This window comes from Kitasatospora sp. NPDC059462, assembly GCF_042749955.1.
Taxonomy (GTDB): domain Bacteria; phylum Actinomycetota; class Actinomycetes; order Streptomycetales; family Streptomycetaceae; genus Kitasatospora.
Map to the genome: position 1 here is coordinate 18156 of NZ_JBHYUU010000085.1, position 15190 is coordinate 33345.

The 15190-nt window shown below is 73.0% G+C and carries 16 protein-coding genes and 4 tRNA genes; 5 read left to right on the plus strand and 15 right to left on the minus strand.

Features of this window, described 5'->3' with window-relative positions:
• Positions 1 to 1026: a 6-phosphofructokinase gene (locus tag ACFXAM_RS21355; protein ID WP_380293494.1), complete on the minus strand. Its 1026-nt coding sequence runs from the start codon at positions 1024 to 1026 to the stop codon at positions 1 to 3.
• Between the two features lie 143 nt (positions 1027 to 1169).
• The gene (locus ACFXAM_RS21360; RefSeq protein WP_380293496.1) at positions 1170 to 2135 is read right to left on the minus strand and encodes a thiamine-phosphate kinase; all 966 of its coding nucleotides are present in this window, start codon (positions 2133 to 2135) and stop codon (positions 1170 to 1172) included.
• 219 nt (positions 2136 to 2354) lie between these two features.
• Here ACFXAM_RS21360 and ACFXAM_RS21365 point away from each other — a divergent pair, with 219 nt between their 5' ends.
• Together ACFXAM_RS21365 and ACFXAM_RS21370 are read left to right on the plus strand one after the other, a co-directional pair.
• Positions 2355 to 2588, plus strand: a complete 234-nt coding sequence (locus ACFXAM_RS21365; RefSeq protein ID WP_376142682.1) for an Lrp/AsnC family transcriptional regulator — start codon at positions 2355 to 2357, stop codon at positions 2586 to 2588.
• A 20-nt stretch (positions 2589 to 2608) separates the two neighbouring features.
• The gene (locus ACFXAM_RS21370; protein ID WP_380293498.1) at positions 2609 to 3127 is read left to right on the plus strand and encodes a DUF3515 domain-containing protein; all 519 of its coding nucleotides are present in this window, start codon (positions 2609 to 2611) and stop codon (positions 3125 to 3127) included.
• Between the two features lie 66 nt (positions 3128 to 3193).
• Here the strand turns inward: ACFXAM_RS21370 and ACFXAM_RS21375 are convergent, their stop codons facing one another.
• From ACFXAM_RS21375 to ACFXAM_RS21385, 3 genes are read right to left on the minus strand one after another with little or no spacing between them, the layout of a single operon-like run.
• Positions 3194 to 4336 carry a D-alanine--D-alanine ligase family protein gene (locus tag ACFXAM_RS21375; RefSeq protein ID WP_380293500.1) on the minus strand — a complete coding sequence of 381 codons (1143 nt, stop codon included), beginning with the start codon at positions 4334 to 4336 and terminating at the stop codon, positions 3194 to 3196.
• A gap of 60 nt (positions 4337 to 4396) precedes the next feature.
• A complete protein-coding gene (locus ACFXAM_RS21380) occupies positions 4397 to 5398 on the minus strand; it encodes an NAD(P)H-dependent glycerol-3-phosphate dehydrogenase (protein ID WP_380293502.1) in 1002 nt (333 codons plus the stop codon).
• Positions 5395 to 6222, minus strand: a complete 828-nt coding sequence (locus ACFXAM_RS21385; protein ID WP_380293504.1) for a lysophospholipid acyltransferase family protein — start codon at positions 6220 to 6222, stop codon at positions 5395 to 5397. The genes ACFXAM_RS21380 and ACFXAM_RS21385 overlap by 4 nt, the downstream gene beginning before the upstream one ends.
• Before the next feature lie 214 nt (positions 6223 to 6436).
• On the opposite strand from ACFXAM_RS21385, the gene cofC reads away from it, so the two are divergent.
• A complete protein-coding gene (gene cofC, locus ACFXAM_RS21390) occupies positions 6437 to 7138 on the plus strand; it encodes a 2-phospho-L-lactate guanylyltransferase (RefSeq protein ID WP_380293506.1) in 702 nt (233 codons plus the stop codon).
• Positions 7139 to 7180: 42 nt separating this feature from the next.
• Positions 7181 to 7402 (plus strand): hypothetical protein, encoded by a 222-nt coding sequence (locus ACFXAM_RS21395; RefSeq protein ID WP_380293508.1) that lies wholly within the window; start codon positions 7181 to 7183, stop codon positions 7400 to 7402.
• A gap of 158 nt (positions 7403 to 7560) precedes the next feature.
• On the opposite strand, the gene ACFXAM_RS21400 is transcribed toward ACFXAM_RS21395, so the two are convergent.
• The 4 genes from ACFXAM_RS21400 to leuC all read right to left on the minus strand — a co-directional run bounded on the left by ACFXAM_RS21400 (position 7561) and on the right by leuC (position 10971).
• A complete protein-coding gene (locus tag ACFXAM_RS21400) occupies positions 7561 to 8283 on the minus strand; it encodes an HU family DNA-binding protein (protein WP_380293510.1) in 723 nt (240 codons plus the stop codon).
• A gap of 133 nt (positions 8284 to 8416) precedes the next feature.
• The gene (locus tag ACFXAM_RS21405; RefSeq protein WP_380293512.1) at positions 8417 to 8764 is read right to left on the minus strand and encodes a hypothetical protein; all 348 of its coding nucleotides are present in this window, start codon (positions 8762 to 8764) and stop codon (positions 8417 to 8419) included.
• Between the two features lie 183 nt (positions 8765 to 8947).
• Positions 8948 to 9544 carry a 3-isopropylmalate dehydratase small subunit gene (leuD, locus tag ACFXAM_RS21410; protein WP_380293514.1) on the minus strand — a complete coding sequence of 199 codons (597 nt, stop codon included), beginning with the start codon at positions 9542 to 9544 and terminating at the stop codon, positions 8948 to 8950.
• A gap of 5 nt (positions 9545 to 9549) precedes the next feature.
• Entirely contained in the window at positions 9550 to 10971 is a 1422-nt protein-coding gene (gene leuC, locus ACFXAM_RS21415; protein WP_380293516.1) for a 3-isopropylmalate dehydratase large subunit, read from the minus strand.
• 233 nt (positions 10972 to 11204) lie between these two features.
• On the opposite strand from leuC, the gene ACFXAM_RS21420 reads away from it, so the two are divergent.
• The gene (locus ACFXAM_RS21420; protein WP_030306825.1) at positions 11205 to 11918 is read left to right on the plus strand and encodes an IclR family transcriptional regulator; all 714 of its coding nucleotides are present in this window, start codon (positions 11205 to 11207) and stop codon (positions 11916 to 11918) included.
• A 149-nt stretch (positions 11919 to 12067) separates the two neighbouring features.
• On the opposite strand, the gene ACFXAM_RS21425 is transcribed toward ACFXAM_RS21420, so the two are convergent.
• From ACFXAM_RS21425 to ACFXAM_RS21450, 6 genes are all read right to left on the minus strand, one after another.
• Positions 12068 to 12142: transfer RNA gene (locus ACFXAM_RS21425), tRNA-Gln, on the minus strand.
• 48 nt (positions 12143 to 12190) lie between these two features.
• Positions 12191 to 12263: transfer RNA gene (locus tag ACFXAM_RS21430), tRNA-Glu, on the minus strand.
• Between the two features lie 27 nt (positions 12264 to 12290).
• Positions 12291 to 12363 (minus strand) — tRNA-Glu (locus tag ACFXAM_RS21435).
• Positions 12364 to 12405: 42 nt separating this feature from the next.
• Positions 12406 to 12477 (minus strand) — tRNA-Gln (locus ACFXAM_RS21440).
• Between the two features lie 227 nt (positions 12478 to 12704).
• Positions 12705 to 14201 carry a glutamate--tRNA ligase gene (gene gltX, locus ACFXAM_RS21445; RefSeq protein WP_380293518.1) on the minus strand — a complete coding sequence of 499 codons (1497 nt, stop codon included), beginning with the start codon at positions 14199 to 14201 and terminating at the stop codon, positions 12705 to 12707.
• Positions 14194 to 14994: a fumarylacetoacetate hydrolase family protein gene (locus ACFXAM_RS21450; protein ID WP_380293520.1), complete on the minus strand. Its 801-nt coding sequence runs from the start codon at positions 14992 to 14994 to the stop codon at positions 14194 to 14196. Before ACFXAM_RS21450 ends, gltX begins: the two co-directional genes overlap by 8 nt.
• Positions 14995 to 15190 lie beyond the last annotated feature (196 nt).

Consider the following 15190-nt stretch of genomic DNA (forward strand, 5'->3'; position numbering starts at 1 on the left):
TCACAGCACGGCCTCGGACTCCGCCCAGTGCCCCTCGGGGACGGTCTTGAGCCGGGTGACCGCGTCGGCGATCGGCACCAGCCGGATGTCGCCTCGGCGCAGCGCGGTGAAGTGCCCGAACTCGCCCCGGTGGACGGCCTCCACCGCGTGCCAGCCGAACCGGGTGGCGAGCACCCGGTCCCGGGCCGTGGGGGTGCCGCCGCGCTGGACGTGGCCGAGGATGACCGGGCGGGCCTCCTTGCCGAGCAGGTTCTCCAGCTCGTGGGCGAGGCGGTTGCCGATCCCGCCGAAGGTCCGGTGCCCGAACCGGTCGACCTCGCCGTGGTCGAAGCGCATGGTGCCGGGCATCGGGGAGGCGCCCTCGGCGACGGCGATGATGGCGAACTTCTTGCCGCGGGCGAACCGGTCCTCGACCATCCGGGCCACCGCCTCGATGTCGAACGGCTTCTCCGGGATCAGGATGCCGTGGGCGCCGCCCGCCATCCCGGCGGTGAGGGTGATCCAGCCGGTGTGACGGCCCATCAGCTCCACGACCATGACGCGCTGGTGGGACTCGGCGGTGGTCTTGAGCCGGTCGATCGCCTCGGTGGCGACGTGCACCGCGGTGTCGAAGCCGAAGGTGACGTCGGTGGCGTCGATGTCGTTGTCGATGGTCTTGGGGACGCCGACCACCGGCAGTCCGGCCTCGCTGAACATCCGGGCGGCGGTCAGGGTGCCCTCGCCGCCGATGGCGATCAGCGCGTCGATGCCGATGTCCCGGGCGAGGGTCTTGGCGTTCTCCACCGCCCACTGGATCCGCTCGCGCTGCACCCGGGCGGAGCCGAGGATGGTGCCGCCCAGGGTGAGCAGGCCGGTGACGTCGTCGTGCGAGACCGGGCGGGTGCGGCCCTCGATGAGGCCGAGGAAGCCGTCCTCGATGCCGACGATCTCGTCGCCGTGCACATCGGTGCCCCGGTGCACCACGGAACGGATCACCGCGTTCAGTCCGGGGCAGTCGCCGCCGCTGGTCAGTACTCCGATTCGCATGGTGGTGGACTCTCCCGCTCGAAGTGGTTCAGACCATTATGGTCCAGACCACTCGTGCGAGGGACGGGCGGCCGGGCCATGGGTCAAGCCTACGCACTCCCCGGCCGGGCGGCCGTCAACCGCCGCCCGGCGCGGGCCGGTTGTCACTCCGCGAAGTGGTCCCAGCCGCCGACCCGGTCCCAGGCCTCGCCGTCCACCGTCACCCGGCCGCCGCGGGCCGCCCGCGCCCGGCCGGTGACCTCGCCCACCACCCGCCAGCGGGCCGGCAGTTGGACCCCGCGCGGGAAGGTCGCGACGATCGCGTGGTCCTCTCCGCCGGACAGCACCCACACCAGCGGGTCGACCCCGACCGCCTGGCCGATGTCCGCCATCTGCGCCGGCACGTCGAAGTCGGCCGCCCGCAGGTCGATGTCCACCGCGCTCGCCCCGGCCACGTGCCCGAGGTCGGCGACCAGCCCGTCGCTCACGTCGATCATCGAGGTCGCGCCCAGCTCCGCCCCGGCCGGCCCCGCGTGGTACGGCGGCTCCGGGCGGCGGTGCGCCTCGACGAAGGCGCGCGGCGAGCGGAAGCCGCGCTGCAGCACCGTCAGCCCGGCCGCCGACCAGCCGAGCCAGCCGGTGACCGCGACCACGTCACCCACCTGGGCACCGGCGCGCGTCACCGGCGCGCGCCCCTGGAGGTCCCCGAGCGCCGTGATGGCCAGCGTGATGGTCTCGCCGCGCACCACGTCGCCGCCGACGACCGTCGCGCCGGCCACCTGGCACTCGTCGCGCAGCCCGTCCATCAGCTCGGTGGCCCAGGTGGTCGGCAGGTCCGCCGGCGCCACCAGGCCGAGCAGCAGCGCGGTCGGCACCGCGCCCATCGCGGCCACGTCGGCGAGGTTCTGCGCGGCCGCCTTGCGGCCCACGTCGTAGGCGGTGGACCAGTCCCGGCGGAAGTGCCGGTTCTCGATCAGCACGTCCGTGGTGGCCACCACCCGGCCGTCCGGGGCCTTCACCACGGCGGCGTCGTCACCCGGGCCGAGGTCGACCGCGTCGGTGAGCGGTACCCGGGCGGTCAGCTCCCTGATGAGTCCGAACTCGCCGAGCTCGCCCACGGTCCCCTGCATCTGCCGTCCTCCCGGTTGCGCCCGGCCGGGCGCGTCACGTCCTGCGGTCACGCCGCCTCCGCGCGCAGCGTACGCCCTTCGGGGGCGCACGGGTCTCCCCTCCCCGGCCCGCCGGGAGGTAGCGTGGTGATCAGTCTGCCGTCACCCCGTTCCCCCCACCCCACGCGCCACCGGGCGTGCACGGCGCCGATCCCCGTACCCAGCCGCCGGGAGGTCCCCATGGTCCAGGCCTACATCCTGATTCAGACCGAGGTCGGCAAGGCCAGTGCCGTCGCCGAGTCCATCGCCAAGATCCCCGGAGTCATCCAGGCCGAGGACGTCACCGGTCCGTACGACGTCATCGTCCGGGCCGAGGCGGACACCGTGGACGACCTCGGTCGTCTGGTGGTCGCGAAGGTCCAACAGGTCGAGGGCATCACCCGCACCCTGACCTGTCCCGTCGTCCACCTGTAAGACGCGCTTACCATCGGCGGGTGACCCGAGAACTCCGAGTCCCCCGCTTCCTCGCGGCACTGCCGGCCCCGGTCCGGTGGCTGGCGGTGCCGACCGCGCTCGCCTGCACCGTCCTCGTGCTGCTCGGCAGCTGGGGCGCGCCCGCCGAGCAGCAGGTCGAGACGCCCGAACCGCGCGGCAGGGCCGCCGAGTACTGCCGCGCGCTCCAGGCCGCGCTGCCGCAGGAACTGCTCGGCCACGCCCGCAAGGACCCGTCCCCGGCCTCCCCGTACGTCGCCGCCTGGGCGTCCTCGCCGCGCATCGTACTGCGCTGCGGCGTGCCGCACCCCGAGGGGCTGGTCGACGAGAAGCAGGCGGAGATCGCGCCGACGATCAACGACGTCACCTGGTGGCCCGAGCCGCTGGCCGACGGGGGCTACCGCTTCACCGCCACCCAGCGCGCCGCCTTCGTCGAGGTGACCGTCCCCGGCGGGGCCGCCGGCAATCCGCTGGACGCCGCCGCCGCGCTCTCCGACGTGGTCAAGGCCGCCATCCCCTGACCGCGCCCCGGCGCGAACGGAGGGCGGTCCCGGGGTTCCGGGGCCGCCCTCCGCCGCTGCGTACGGTCAGCGCAGACCGGTCGGGCGGCGCAGCGCCGCCTTCAGCAGCCGGTCGATCAGCTCCGGGTACGACAGCCCGCTGGCCTCCCACATCTTCGGGTAGGCCGAGATCGGGGTGAAGCCGGGCATGGTGTTGACCTCGTTGACCATCCAGCTGCCGTCCTCCAGCAGGAAGAAGTCGACCCGGGCCAGGCCCTCGCAGCCGAGCGCCTCGAACGCGGCGATCGCCTGCCGGCGGATCTCGGCGGTCTCCTCCGCGGAGAGCTCGGCCGGGATCCGGACCTCGGAGGAGTCGATGTACTTCGCGTCGAAGTCGTAGAACTCGTAGCCGCCGCCGACCAGGATCTCGGCCGGGACGCTGGCCCGCGGGCCGTCCTCGAACTCCAGCACCGCGCACTCGATCTCGCGGCCGGTGACGCCCGCCTCGATGATCAGCTTGGGGTCGTGCCGGCGGGCCTCCTCGATCGCGGCGTCGAGGTCGGAGAGGTCCTTGACCTTGGTGATGCCCATGCTGGAGCCGGCCCGGCAGGGCTTCACGAACAGCGGCAGCCCGAGGCCCGAGGCGCGCTCGCGGACGGCGGCCCGGCCCTCCTCGGTCTCCCACTCGCGCGGCCGGACCACGGTGTACCGCCCGACGCCCAGGCCGTGCGAGGCCAGCAGGCGCTTGGTGAACTCCTTGTCCATGCCCGCCGCGCTGGCGAGCACGCCGTTGCCGACGTAGGGCACGCCGGAGAGCTCCAGCAGACCCTGAAGGGTGCCGTCCTCGCCCCACGGCCCGTGCAGCAGCGGGAAGACCACGTCCACCTCGCCGAGCACCTTGGGGGCGCTGCCGGGCTCGCTCCAGACCACCTCGCGGCTGCCGGGGCCGAGCGGCAGCGCGACCTGGCCCTCGGTCGACTCCGCGACGTGGGAGACGTCCGGCAGCCGGCCGTCGGTGATCGCCATCCGGGCGGGCTCGTCGCTGACCAGCGCCCAGCGGCCCTCGTGGGTGATGCCGATCGGCAGCACCTCGTACGTGTCGCGGTCGATCGCCTTCAGCACGCTGCCCGCGGTCGAGACCGAGATGGCGTGCTCGGAGCTGCGGCCGCCGAACACGACGGCGACCCGCGGCTTCGTGGACGGGTTCTGGGAGGTCTGTTCGATGCTCATATCGCGACGAAGGGTACCCCGAGGCCAGGGCCGCGGGGCCGACCGACCCGGGGCGGCGCTTCAGTGCCGCTCGGGCTTGGCCGAGCGGGACATCAGCGCCTGCAGCGCCTCCTGGGTGGGCCGGCCGTTGTGGACGACGTCCACCACCGCCTCGACGATCGGCATGTCGACGCCGTTGCGCCGGGCCAGGTCGAGCACCGACTCGCAGGACTTGACGCCCTCGGCGGTCTGCCGGGTGGCCGCGATGGTCTCGGCGAGCGACATGCCCCGGCCCAGGTTGGTGCCGAAGGTGTGGTTGCGCGACAGCGGCGAGGAGCAGGTCGCCACCAGGTCGCCCATGCCCGCCAGCCCCGCGAAGGTGTACGGGTCGGCGCCGAGCGCCAGCCCCAGCCGGGTGGTCTCGGCGAGCCCGCGGGTGATCAGCGTCGCCTTGGTGTTGTCGCCGAGCCCCATGCCGTCGGCCATGCCGACCGCCAGGCCGATCACGTTCTTGACCGCCCCGCCGAGCTCGCAGCCGATCACGTCGGTGTTGGTGTACGGGCGGAAGTACGGCGTGTGGCAGGCCGCCTGGAGCCGCTTGGCGACCGCCTCGTCGGTGCAGGCGACCACACTGGCGGCCGGCTGCCGGTTGGCGATCTCCCGGGCCAGGTTCGGGCCGCTGACCACGGCGATCCGCTCCGGGCCGACCCCGGCGACCTCGCCGACGACCTCGCTCATCCGCTTGGCGGTACCGAGTTCGATGCCCTTCATCAGGCTGACCAGGACGGTCTGCGGCTCCAGCAGCGGCGCCCAGGCGGCCAGGTTCTCGCGCAGCGTCTGCGAGGGCACCACCAGCACCGCGAAGTCCGCGCCGGCCAGCGCCTCGGCGGGGTCGGTGGTGGCCCGCACGGAGTCGGGCAGCCGGATGCCGGGCAGGTAGTCCGGGTTGGTGTGGGTGGCGTTGACGGCGTCCGCCAGCTCCTGGCGGCGGCCCCAGAGGGTCACCTCGCAACCGGCGTCGGCGAGGATCATCGCGAACGCGGTGCCCCAGGAACCGGTGCCGAACACGGCGCAGCGGGTCACTTGGCGTCCTCCCCCTGCTCGTCGGCGCCCCGGGCCCGGCCCGGCCTGCGGGCCGCGGCGGCGGCGGCCCGCTTGCGGGCGGCCTCGCGCATGTCGTACCGCTCGGCGGGCGGCTCCTCGCCGCGGATGCCGGCCAGCACCTCGGTGATCGCCGCCATGATGTCCTCGGTGGCGTCGCGCAGCACCTGGGCGGTCAGTTCCTGGCCCCGGTACTTGCTCAGGTCGACGGCCGGTCCGGCCGCCACGGTCACCCGGTGGCGCGGGAAGAGGTTGAACCTGCCCTTGCCCGAGGCGCCCTTGCCGTACGGCGGGATGATCTCGTGGGCGCCCCAGTGGGCGACCGGGATGACCGGCGCGCCGGTCATCAGCGCCACCCGGGCGACACCGCTCTTGCCGGTCATCGGCCACAGGTCCGGGTCCCGGGTGAGCGTGCCCTCCGGGTAGAACTGCACGCACTGCCCCCGGTTGACGGCGTCGATGGCCGCCCGGAACGCCTGCGCCGCGTCGGTCGACTCGCGGAACACCGGGATCTGGCCGGTCTTGCGGAGCATGAACCCGATGAACGGGACCGAGAAGAGCGAGGACTTCCCGAGGATCCGCGGCGGCCGCCCGCTGTTGTACTGCCAGTGCGCGTACACCACGGGGTCGATGATCGAGTTGTGGTTGACCGCGGCGATGAAGCCGCCCTCCTCGGGGAGGTGCTCCCAGCCCCGCCAGTCCGGCTTGACCAGGGCGGTCGTCACCGGTTTCACCAGCACGGCCGCAAAGCGGTACCAGAAGCCGTAGTCGGCGTTGCCGAAGCCGGCGTACGAGCGGCGGGCCACCCCAGGTCCTCCTCTGTCCGTGCGGCACGCTGGGGTGCCGCGGTCGATCTCGCGTCCGCGGCCTCTCGGTGCACGGGCGCGGAACAGTCTCGCCCGACCGCTCACCGGCTGTCGAGCAACCCCGCCCGCCCTCCGCACGGGCGTGATCAAACGCACGTCCGCACAGCTCGGACGGCCTGGCGAGGGCTCCGGGACCGGCGTCACAATGACGCCGATGACCCAGGACACCGTACGCCCCAGCGGGCCCGTCGCGCCCGCCGCACCCGCCGCCGGCTGGTCGCTGGTGCTGCCGCTCAAGCGGCTCGCCCGGGCCAAGTCCCGGCTGGCCCCGTTCGCCGGCCCGCACCGCCCCGACCTGGCGCTCTCCTTCGCCCTGGACACCGTCACCGCCGCCCTGGCCGCACCCGGGGTCGGCCGGGTGCTGGTGGTCACCCGGGACGCCGGGGCCGGCGCCCGGCTGGCCGCGCTCGGCGCCCTGGTGGTCGACGACGAACCCGGGGGCGGCCTCAACGAAGCCCTGGCGCACGGCGCGGCGGCCGCGCTGGTCCTCGCGCCCCGCGCGCCGCTGGCCGCGCTCTCGGCCGACCTGCCGGCGCTGCGCCCCGCCGAACTGGGCCGGGTGCTGGGCGCCGTGCCCGCGGCCGGCCGGGCCTTCCTGCCGGACGCCCCGGGGCTGGGCACCACCCTGCTGGCCTGCGCCCCCGGCAGCCCGCTCGCTCCCGCGTTCGGGGAGGGCTCGCGCGCCCGGCACGCGGCCGGCGGCGCCCGCGAACTGCGGCTGCCCGGCGTGGAGTCGGTCCGCCGGGACGTCGACACCGGCGAGGACCTGGCCGAGGCGCTGGCGCTGGGCGTCGGCCCGCACACCACCGCCCTGGCCGCCCGGCTCGGGTACCGGCCGGTGCTGCGGGCCCGCTGAGACGGACGGGGGCCTGTCGGCGGCCCTCGCTATGCTGCTGCCATGCAGGCCACCGCGTTCACCTTCGACCCCGCCACCCGGGCCGGCTCCGTGCTGCTCGACGACGGGACCCCGGTGCCGTTCGACGCGGCCGCCTTCGAGGCCGGCGGCCTGCGGCTGCTGCGCCCGGGACAGCGGGTGCGGATCCGCACCGAGGGCGGCGGCGACGCCCGAAGGGTGGTCTTCCTGACCCTGCAGACCTTCCCGGACCCGGCCGCGGGCTGATCCCGGGCCGCCCTCCGCCCCCGCGCCCCCCGGCCCGCCACCGGCCCGTTCCCGGGAAATCCCGGAAAAGCGGAGAGCCGTGGCACCGCCCTTCCCGGAATTCCGGGGGAGGGCGGCACCACGGCTCCCGAAGGCCGTCCGGCGAGGACGCGCGGTGACTACTTGGCGGAGGTCTTGCGCGCGGTGGTCTTGCGGGTGGCGGTCTTCTTCGCCGGCGCCGTCTTCTTGGCCGTGGCGGTCGCCTTCTTGGCGGTCGCGGTGGTCTTCTTGGCGGCGGCCGTGGTCGCCGTCTTCTTGGCGGCAGCCGCGGTCTTCTTGGTCGCGGTCGCGGTGGTCTTCTTCGCGGCGGCGGTGGTGGTCTTCTTGGTGGCGGTCGCCTTCTTGGCGGCGGCCGTGGTCTTCTTCGCCGGGGCGGCGGCCTTGGTGGCGGTCGCCTTCTTGGCGGCGGCCTTCTTGGCCGGGGTCGCGGCGGCAGCGGCGGCGGCGGTGGCGGCACGCTTGGTGGCGGCCCGCTTGGCGGCCGGGGTCGCGGCGACGCCGCTCTTGCCCGGGGTGAGGGAGCCCTTGGGGGCCTTCTTCACCGAGGGGCCTTCCTTCGGCAGCTTCTTGGCGCCGCTGACCAGGTCCTTGAAGCCCTGGCCGGGGCGGAAGCGCGGCACGGAGGTCTTCTTGACCTTGACCTTCTCGCCGGTCTGCGGGTTGCGGGCGAAGCGCGCGGAGCGCTCCACCTTCTCAAAGGTGCCGAAACCGGTGACCGAAACGCGGTCGCCGGCCACGACGGCGCGCACCATGGTGTCGAGCACTGCGTCGACGGCCTCTGCGGCAGCCTTGCGACCGCCCAGCTGCTCGGCCACCGCTTCGACAAGCTGAGCCTTGTTCACGTCTTCCCCTTCGGAAACGGGCGCCGGATGATTCCATCCGTTCATTTCGCACGTTAGGTATGTATCTGCGGACTTTCAATTACCAAACGCGCGAATCACCCTAGTGTCGCAATGGATTTGCGCGTCGGCGACCTCAGTCGACGGGCGGGCGCCCCTCGTCGAGGTCCTGCACAAAGCGACTCAACCGCCGCGCCGCCTCCGGAAGATCGCGCTTGGCGGTCTCCGTGACGATGAGCAGTTGACGGGTGAGAGCGGTCTTTGCATCGGCAGACACGTTCAGCGCATGCACGCGGTCGTGAGCTTGCTTCAACCGCTCGGCCACAAGCGCGAAGAGCGCTGCGACTTCCGGGTCGTCCGGCCCCTCAGCAGGTGAGGTTGCGGCGTCCGGCCGATCGTCAATTCGGCGTTCGGATCCCCGGCCCGTGGACTCCGGTGACGCGGGTTGGCCGCCCGCGTACGGAGGTTCATGGTGCCGGTGCATGCACTGATTGTGCCATCTACGCGCAGTTGTGCATGCTGCGGGGCCCTCCGTCGCAAAACCGAATCCCCAATCCGGGGGCACCGGACGGGCACAACTCCTCGCCCGGAACGGCGGATGGCCCGCCCCCCCGAGGGGGAGCGGGCCATCCGGCGGTTCGTCAGAATGCTTGTTCAGAACGGGATCTCAGGCCACCGGCAGGGTCCGCGGCTTGAACGCGGGGCGACGGGCCTCGAACGCGGCGATGTCGGGCTCGTTCTGCAGGGTGATGCTGATGTCGTCCAGGCCGTTGAGCAGCCGCCACCGCACGTTGTCGTCCAGTTCGAACGGCGTGCTCACGCCACCGGCGCGCACCTCGCGGGCCTCCAGGTCGACGGTGATCTCGGCGGCCGGGTCGGCCTCGGTCAGCTCCCAGAGCCGCTCCACGTCCTCCTGCGGGAGGACCACGGTCAGCAGGCCGTTCTTCAGCGAGTTGCCCCGGAAGATGTCGGCGAACCGCGAGGAGATCACCGCGTGGAAGCCGTAGTTCTGCAGGGCCCAGACCGCGTGCTCGCGGGAGGAGCCGGTGCCGAACTCCGGGCCGGCCACCAGGACGGTCGCGCCCTGGCGCTCGGGGCGGTTGAGGACGAACGACTCGTCCTTGCGCCAGGCCTCGAACAGCCCGCCCTCGAAACCGGAACGGGTGACCTTCTTGAGCCAGTGGGCGGGGATGATCTGGTCGGTGTCGACGTTGCTGCGGCGCAGCGGCACGGCCCGGCCGGTGTGGGTGGTGAACTTCTCCATGCTGCTCAGACCTCCACGGCGGCGTCGGCCACCAGATCGGCGGGGGCCGCCAGGCGGCCCAGGACGGCGGTCGCGGCGGCGACCTGCGGCGAGACCAGGTGGGTGCGTCCGCCCTTGCCCTGACGCCCCTCGAAGTTGCGGTTCGAGGTCGAGGCGCAGCGCTCGCCGGGGGCGAGCTGGTCGGGGTTCATGCCCAGGCACATCGAGCAGCCCGCGTGCCGCCACTCGGCGCCGGCCGCGGTGAACACCTTGTCCAGGCCCTCCTCGACGGCCTGCAGGGCGACCCGCACGGAGCCGGGGACGACCAGCATCCGCACGCCGTCGGCGATCCGGCGCCCGCGCAGCAGGTCGGCGGCGGCGCGCAGGTCCTCGATCCGGCCGTTGGTGCAGGAGCCGACGAAGACCGCGTCGACCTTCACCTCGCGCAGCGGGGTGCCGGCCTCCAGGCCCATGTAGGCCAGGGCGTTCTCGGCGGCGATCCGCTCCTGCGGGTCGGCGAAGGAGGCCGGGTCCGGGACGGCGGAGCCGAGCGGGGCGCCCTGGCCGGGGTTGGTGCCCCAGGTGACGAACGGGGTCAGCTCGGTCGCGTCGATGAAGATCTCGTGGTCGAAGACCGCGTCCTCGTCGGTGACCAGGGTCTTCCAGTACGCGACCGCGGCGTCCCAGTCCTCGCCCTGCGGGGCGTGCGGGCGGCCCTCCAGGTACGCGAAGGTGGTCTCGTCCGGGGCGATCATGCCGGCCCGGGCACCCGCCTCGATGGACATGTTGCAGACGGTCATCCGGGCCTCCATGGAGAGGCTGCGGATCGCCGAGCCGCGGTACTCCAGGACGTAGCCCTGGCCGCCGCCGGTGCCGATCCTGGCGATGATCGCCAGGATGAGGTCCTTGGCGGTGACGCCCTCGGGCAGCTCGCCCTCGACCGTGATCGCCATGGTCCGGAACGGGGCCAGCGGCAGGGTCTGGGTGGCCAGCACGTGCTCGACCTGGCTGGTGCCGATGCCGAACGCCAGCGCGCCGAAGGCGCCGTGGGTGGAGGTGTGGGAATCGCCACAGACGACCGTGGTGCCGGGCTGGGTCAGGCCCAGCTGCGGGCCGACCACGTGCACGACGCCCTGCTCGACGTCGCCCAGCGAGTGGATCCGGACGCCGAACTCGGCCGCGTTCTTGCGCAGGGTCTCCAGCTGGACCCTGGAGACCGGGTCGGCGATCGGCTTGTCGATGTCCAGGGTCGGGGTGTTGTGGTCCTCGGTGGCGATCGTGAGATCGGTGCGGCGGACCGTGCGCCCGGCCAGCCGGAGGCCGTCGAAGGCCTGCGGGCTGGTCACCTCGTGGAGCAGGTGCAGGTCGATGAAGAGCAGGTCGGGCTCGCCCTCCGCGCGCCGGACGACGTGGTCGTCCCAGACCTTCTCTGCGAGTGTCCGTCCCATCGGGTTCCCTCCAGCCGGCCGCGTTGCCGGCCTTCTCTGTGTCGTCGAGGTCAAAGCTGTCGCCGCCCCTGTGCGGCACGCGTCGCGCGCCCTGCACGCCGGATCGGTGTCCACGATGCGGACGGCTCGACGGAGCCGCATCCTGGAGTTCTCCCGGGCTGCTGCATCCAGAGTGGCGCTTTTCGCCGAAGATTGAACTTGCGTCTCGCGGAATGAGACTGCAGTCTTAGGGCATGGACAACTCTAGCGGCGTCGGCGTTCTCGACAAGGCCGCTCTGGTGCTGAGCGCACTGGAGTCGGGCCCCGCCACGTTGGCGGGGCTGGTCGCCGCCACCGGTCTGGCGCGCCCCACGGCCCACAGACTCGCCGTCGCACTCGAACACCACCGCCTGGTCACCAGGGACATGCAGGGACGTTTCATCCTCGGTCCCCGCCTGTCCGAACTCTCCGCCGCGGCGGGCGAGGACCGGCTGCTCGCCACCGCGGGCCCGGTCCTCACCCACCTGCGCGACGTCACCGGCGAGAGCGCACAGCTCTACCGCCGGCAGGGCGAGATGCGGATCTGCGTCGCGGCCGCCGAGCGGCTCTCCGGTCTGCGGGACACCGTCCCGGTCGGCAGCACCCTGCCGATGAAGGCCGGCTCGGCCGCCCAGGTCCTGCTGGCCTGGGAGGAGCCCGAGCGGCTCCACCGCGGCCTCCAGGGCGCCCGCTTCACCGCCACCGCGCTCAGCGGCGTCCGGCGGCGCGGCTGGGCCCAGTCGATCGGCGAGCGGGAGCCGGGCGTGGCGTCCGTCTCCGCGCCGGTCCGCGGCCCCTCCAACCGCGTCGTGGCCGCCGTCTCGGTCTCCGGCCCGATCGAGCGCCTGACCCGTCACCCGGGGCGGCTGCACGCCCAGGCCATCATCGAGGCCGCCAACCGCCTCACCGAGGCCCTGCGCCGCAGCTGACCCCGGACCGTTCCCCCACCCCCGTTCCCCCACTCCCCCACCGGAATGCGAAAAAGGCCCCGCTCGACGCCGAGCGGGGCCTTTCGGGTCGGTCGGACTCCCGGCCCGGGAAAACAAAAAAGACCCCGGGAACCGGGGCCTTCCTTTTCTGGCTGGGGTACCAGGACTCGAACCTAGACTAAATGAACCAGAATCACTCGTGCTGCCAATTACACCATACCCCAACACAAAGCAATCAGCCGATGAGGAGACCCATCGGCTTCGTGCTTCGGTACCCCCGACCGGATTCGAACCGGCGCTACTGCCGTGAGAGGGCAGCGTGCTAGGCCGCTACACAACGGGGGCTTTCCAGGTGATCCCTTGCGGGATCCGTACCCCCGACCGGATTCGAACCGGCGCTACTGCCGTGAGAGGGCAGCGTGCTAGGCCGCTACACAACGGGGGCTTGATCTTGAATTGTCCGGTCCGGAAGGACCGGGGTACTGCGCTGGGGTACCAGGACTCGAACCTAGACTAAATGAACCAGAATCACTCGTGCTGCCAATTACACCATACCCCACCAGAGTTGAACCCCTGTCGGGGAGCCGCTCGGGCTTGCGCCTCCCGCTCCGGCTCCGGCGGGGGCTTTCGCTCCCTCGTCGTTGCCCTCCCGGGCGGCGCAGAAAGAACATTACCCGACGTCCGCCCCGGCTCCAAAATCGATAACCCCAGGCAGCGGGCAGGGGGCCGTCCGGTGACGTCCGGGGAGGCCGCGGGCCTGGTGCGCGACCGGGCCCGCGGGCGAGGTCAGGCCCCCGGAAGGGCCGCCAGCGCGGCGTTCAGCCGGCGCAGCGTCTCGGGGCGTCCGAGCAGCTCCATCGACTCGAAGAGCGGCGGGGAGACCCGCCGCCCGGTCACCGCCACCCGCAGCGGGGTGAAGGCGAACTTCGGCTTGATGCCCAGGCCCTCCACCAGGGCCTCGCGCAGCGCGGCCTGGATCGGCTCCGGGGCGAAGTCGCCGAGCGCCTCCAGGGCCCGCACGCTCGCCTCCAGCACCGGCCGGACGTCCGCGGTGAGCACCTTGGCGGCGTCCTCCGGATCGACGGCGAAGTCCTCGGGCGCGACGAACAGGAAGCCGGCCATGCCGACGATCTCGCCGAGCACCACCATCCGCTCCTGGGTGAGCGGCGCCACCTTCGCCAGCAGCTCCAGCTGCCCGTCGGACGGCTCGGCCGGGAGCAGGCCCGCGGCCCGGAGGTACGGCACCAGGCGGCGGACGAAGTCCTCCGGGGCCAGCCGGCGCAGGTGCTCGGCGTTGATCGCCTCGCACTTCTTCAGGTCGAAGCGGGCCGGGTTGGCGTTGACCCTGGAGATGTCGAAGGCCGCGACCAGCTCGTCCACGGTGAAGACGTCACGGTCCTCGGCCAGCGACCAGCCGAGCAGCGACAGGTAGTTGAGCAGGCCCTCGGGGATGAAGCCGCGCTCCCGGTACAGATTGAGCGAGGCCTGCGGGTCGCGCTTGGAGAGCTTCTTGTTGCCCTCGCCCATCACGTACGGCAGGTGGCCGAAGCGCGGGGTGCTCCCGTCGCCGACCCCGATGTCGGCGAGCGCCGCGTAGAGCGCGATCTGGCGCGGGGTCGAGGAGAGCAGGTCCTCGCCGCGCAGCACGTGGGTGATGCCCATCAGGGCGTCGTCCACCGGGTTGACCAGGGTGTAGAGCGGCGCGCCGTTGGCCCGGACGATGCCGTAGTCCGGGACGTTCTCCGGTTCGAAGGAGAGCCGGCCGCGCACCAGGTCGTCGAAGGCGATCGTGGTGTCCGGCATCCGGAAGCGCAGGACCGGCTCGCGCCGCTCCAGGCGGAAGACGGCGACCTGGTCGTCCGTCAGGTCCCGGCAGTGGCCGTCGTAGCCGGACGGCCGGCCCGCCGCGCGGGCGGCCTCGCGGCGGGCGTCCAGCTCCTCGGTGGAGCAGTAGCAGTGGTAGGCGTGGCCGGCCTCGTGCAGCCGGCGGGCGACGTCCGCGTAGACGTCCATCCGCTGCGACTGTCGGTACGGCGCGTGCGGGCCGCCCACCTCGGGGCCCTCGTCCCAGTCGAAACCGAGCCACTTCATCGCGTCGAGCAGCTGCTCGTAGGACTCCTCGGAGTCGCGGGCCGCGTCGGTGTCCTCGATCCGGAAGACCAGCGTGCCGCCGTGGTGGCGGGCGAAGGCCCAGTTGAACAGGGCGGTGCGGACCAGGCCCACGTGCGGGTTGCCGGTCGGGGACGGGCAGAAGCGCACCCGCACGCCCGGCGCGTCAGCCACGCTTGACCACCGTGTTGGCGAGGGTGCCGATGCCCTCGACCGTCACGGCGACCTCGTCGCCGACGGCGATCGGCCCCACCCCGGCGGGGGTGCCGGTGAGCACGACGTCGCCGGGCAGCAGCGTCATGGCCTCGGAGATGTGCACGATCAGCTCGGCCACCGAGCGGACCATCAGCGAGGTGCGGCCGGTCTGCCGCAGCTCGCCGTTGACCGTGCAGGTGATGGCGAGGTCGGACGGGTCGAGGTCGGTCTCGATCCACGGGCCGAGCGGGCAGGCGGTGTCGAAGCCCTTGGCGCGGGCCCACTGGCCCTCGCGCTGCTGGACGTCGCGCGCGGTGACGTCGTTGGCGCAGGTGTAGCCGAGGATCACCTCGGGGACCCGCTCCAGCGGCACCTCGCGGCACATCCGGCCGATCACCACGGCGAGTTCGGCCTCGTGCTGGACGTCCGAGGAGAACGGCGGGTAGGCGATGCTCTCGGTCGGGCCGATCACCGAGGTCGACGGCTTGAAGAAGGTGAGCGGGACGTCCGGGACGGTGTTGCCCAGCTCGGCGGCGTGCGCGGCGTAGTTGCGGCCGACCGCGACGATCTTGTTGGGCAGCATCGGGCTGAGCAGCCGGACGTCCTGGAAGCGGTAGCTCTCGCCGGTCGGCTGGGGCTGGCCGAACGGGTGGCCGGCCAGCGCGTGGACCACCAGCGAGTCGGGCCGGGCCGGGTCGCCCTCGACCACACCGAAGGAGACGCTGCCGGCGGCAGGGCTCCCTTCCCGGACGGAAAACCTGGCAATGCGCACGACTGGGCTACCCCTCGTTCGGACGGCCGCCCGGGGCGCGCCCCGGGCGCTGGCGGGCGCCGCGTCCACGTCGGACCGGGCCCGCTCGATCGCTGCCCAGGCTATCGCGCGGGGCCCGGCCCGGCCCGCCGCGGCCGCCTCGCGCCGCTAACGGACGGGGGGCGCCCCCCGAGGTGGCGGGGCCCGCGCCCGCGCC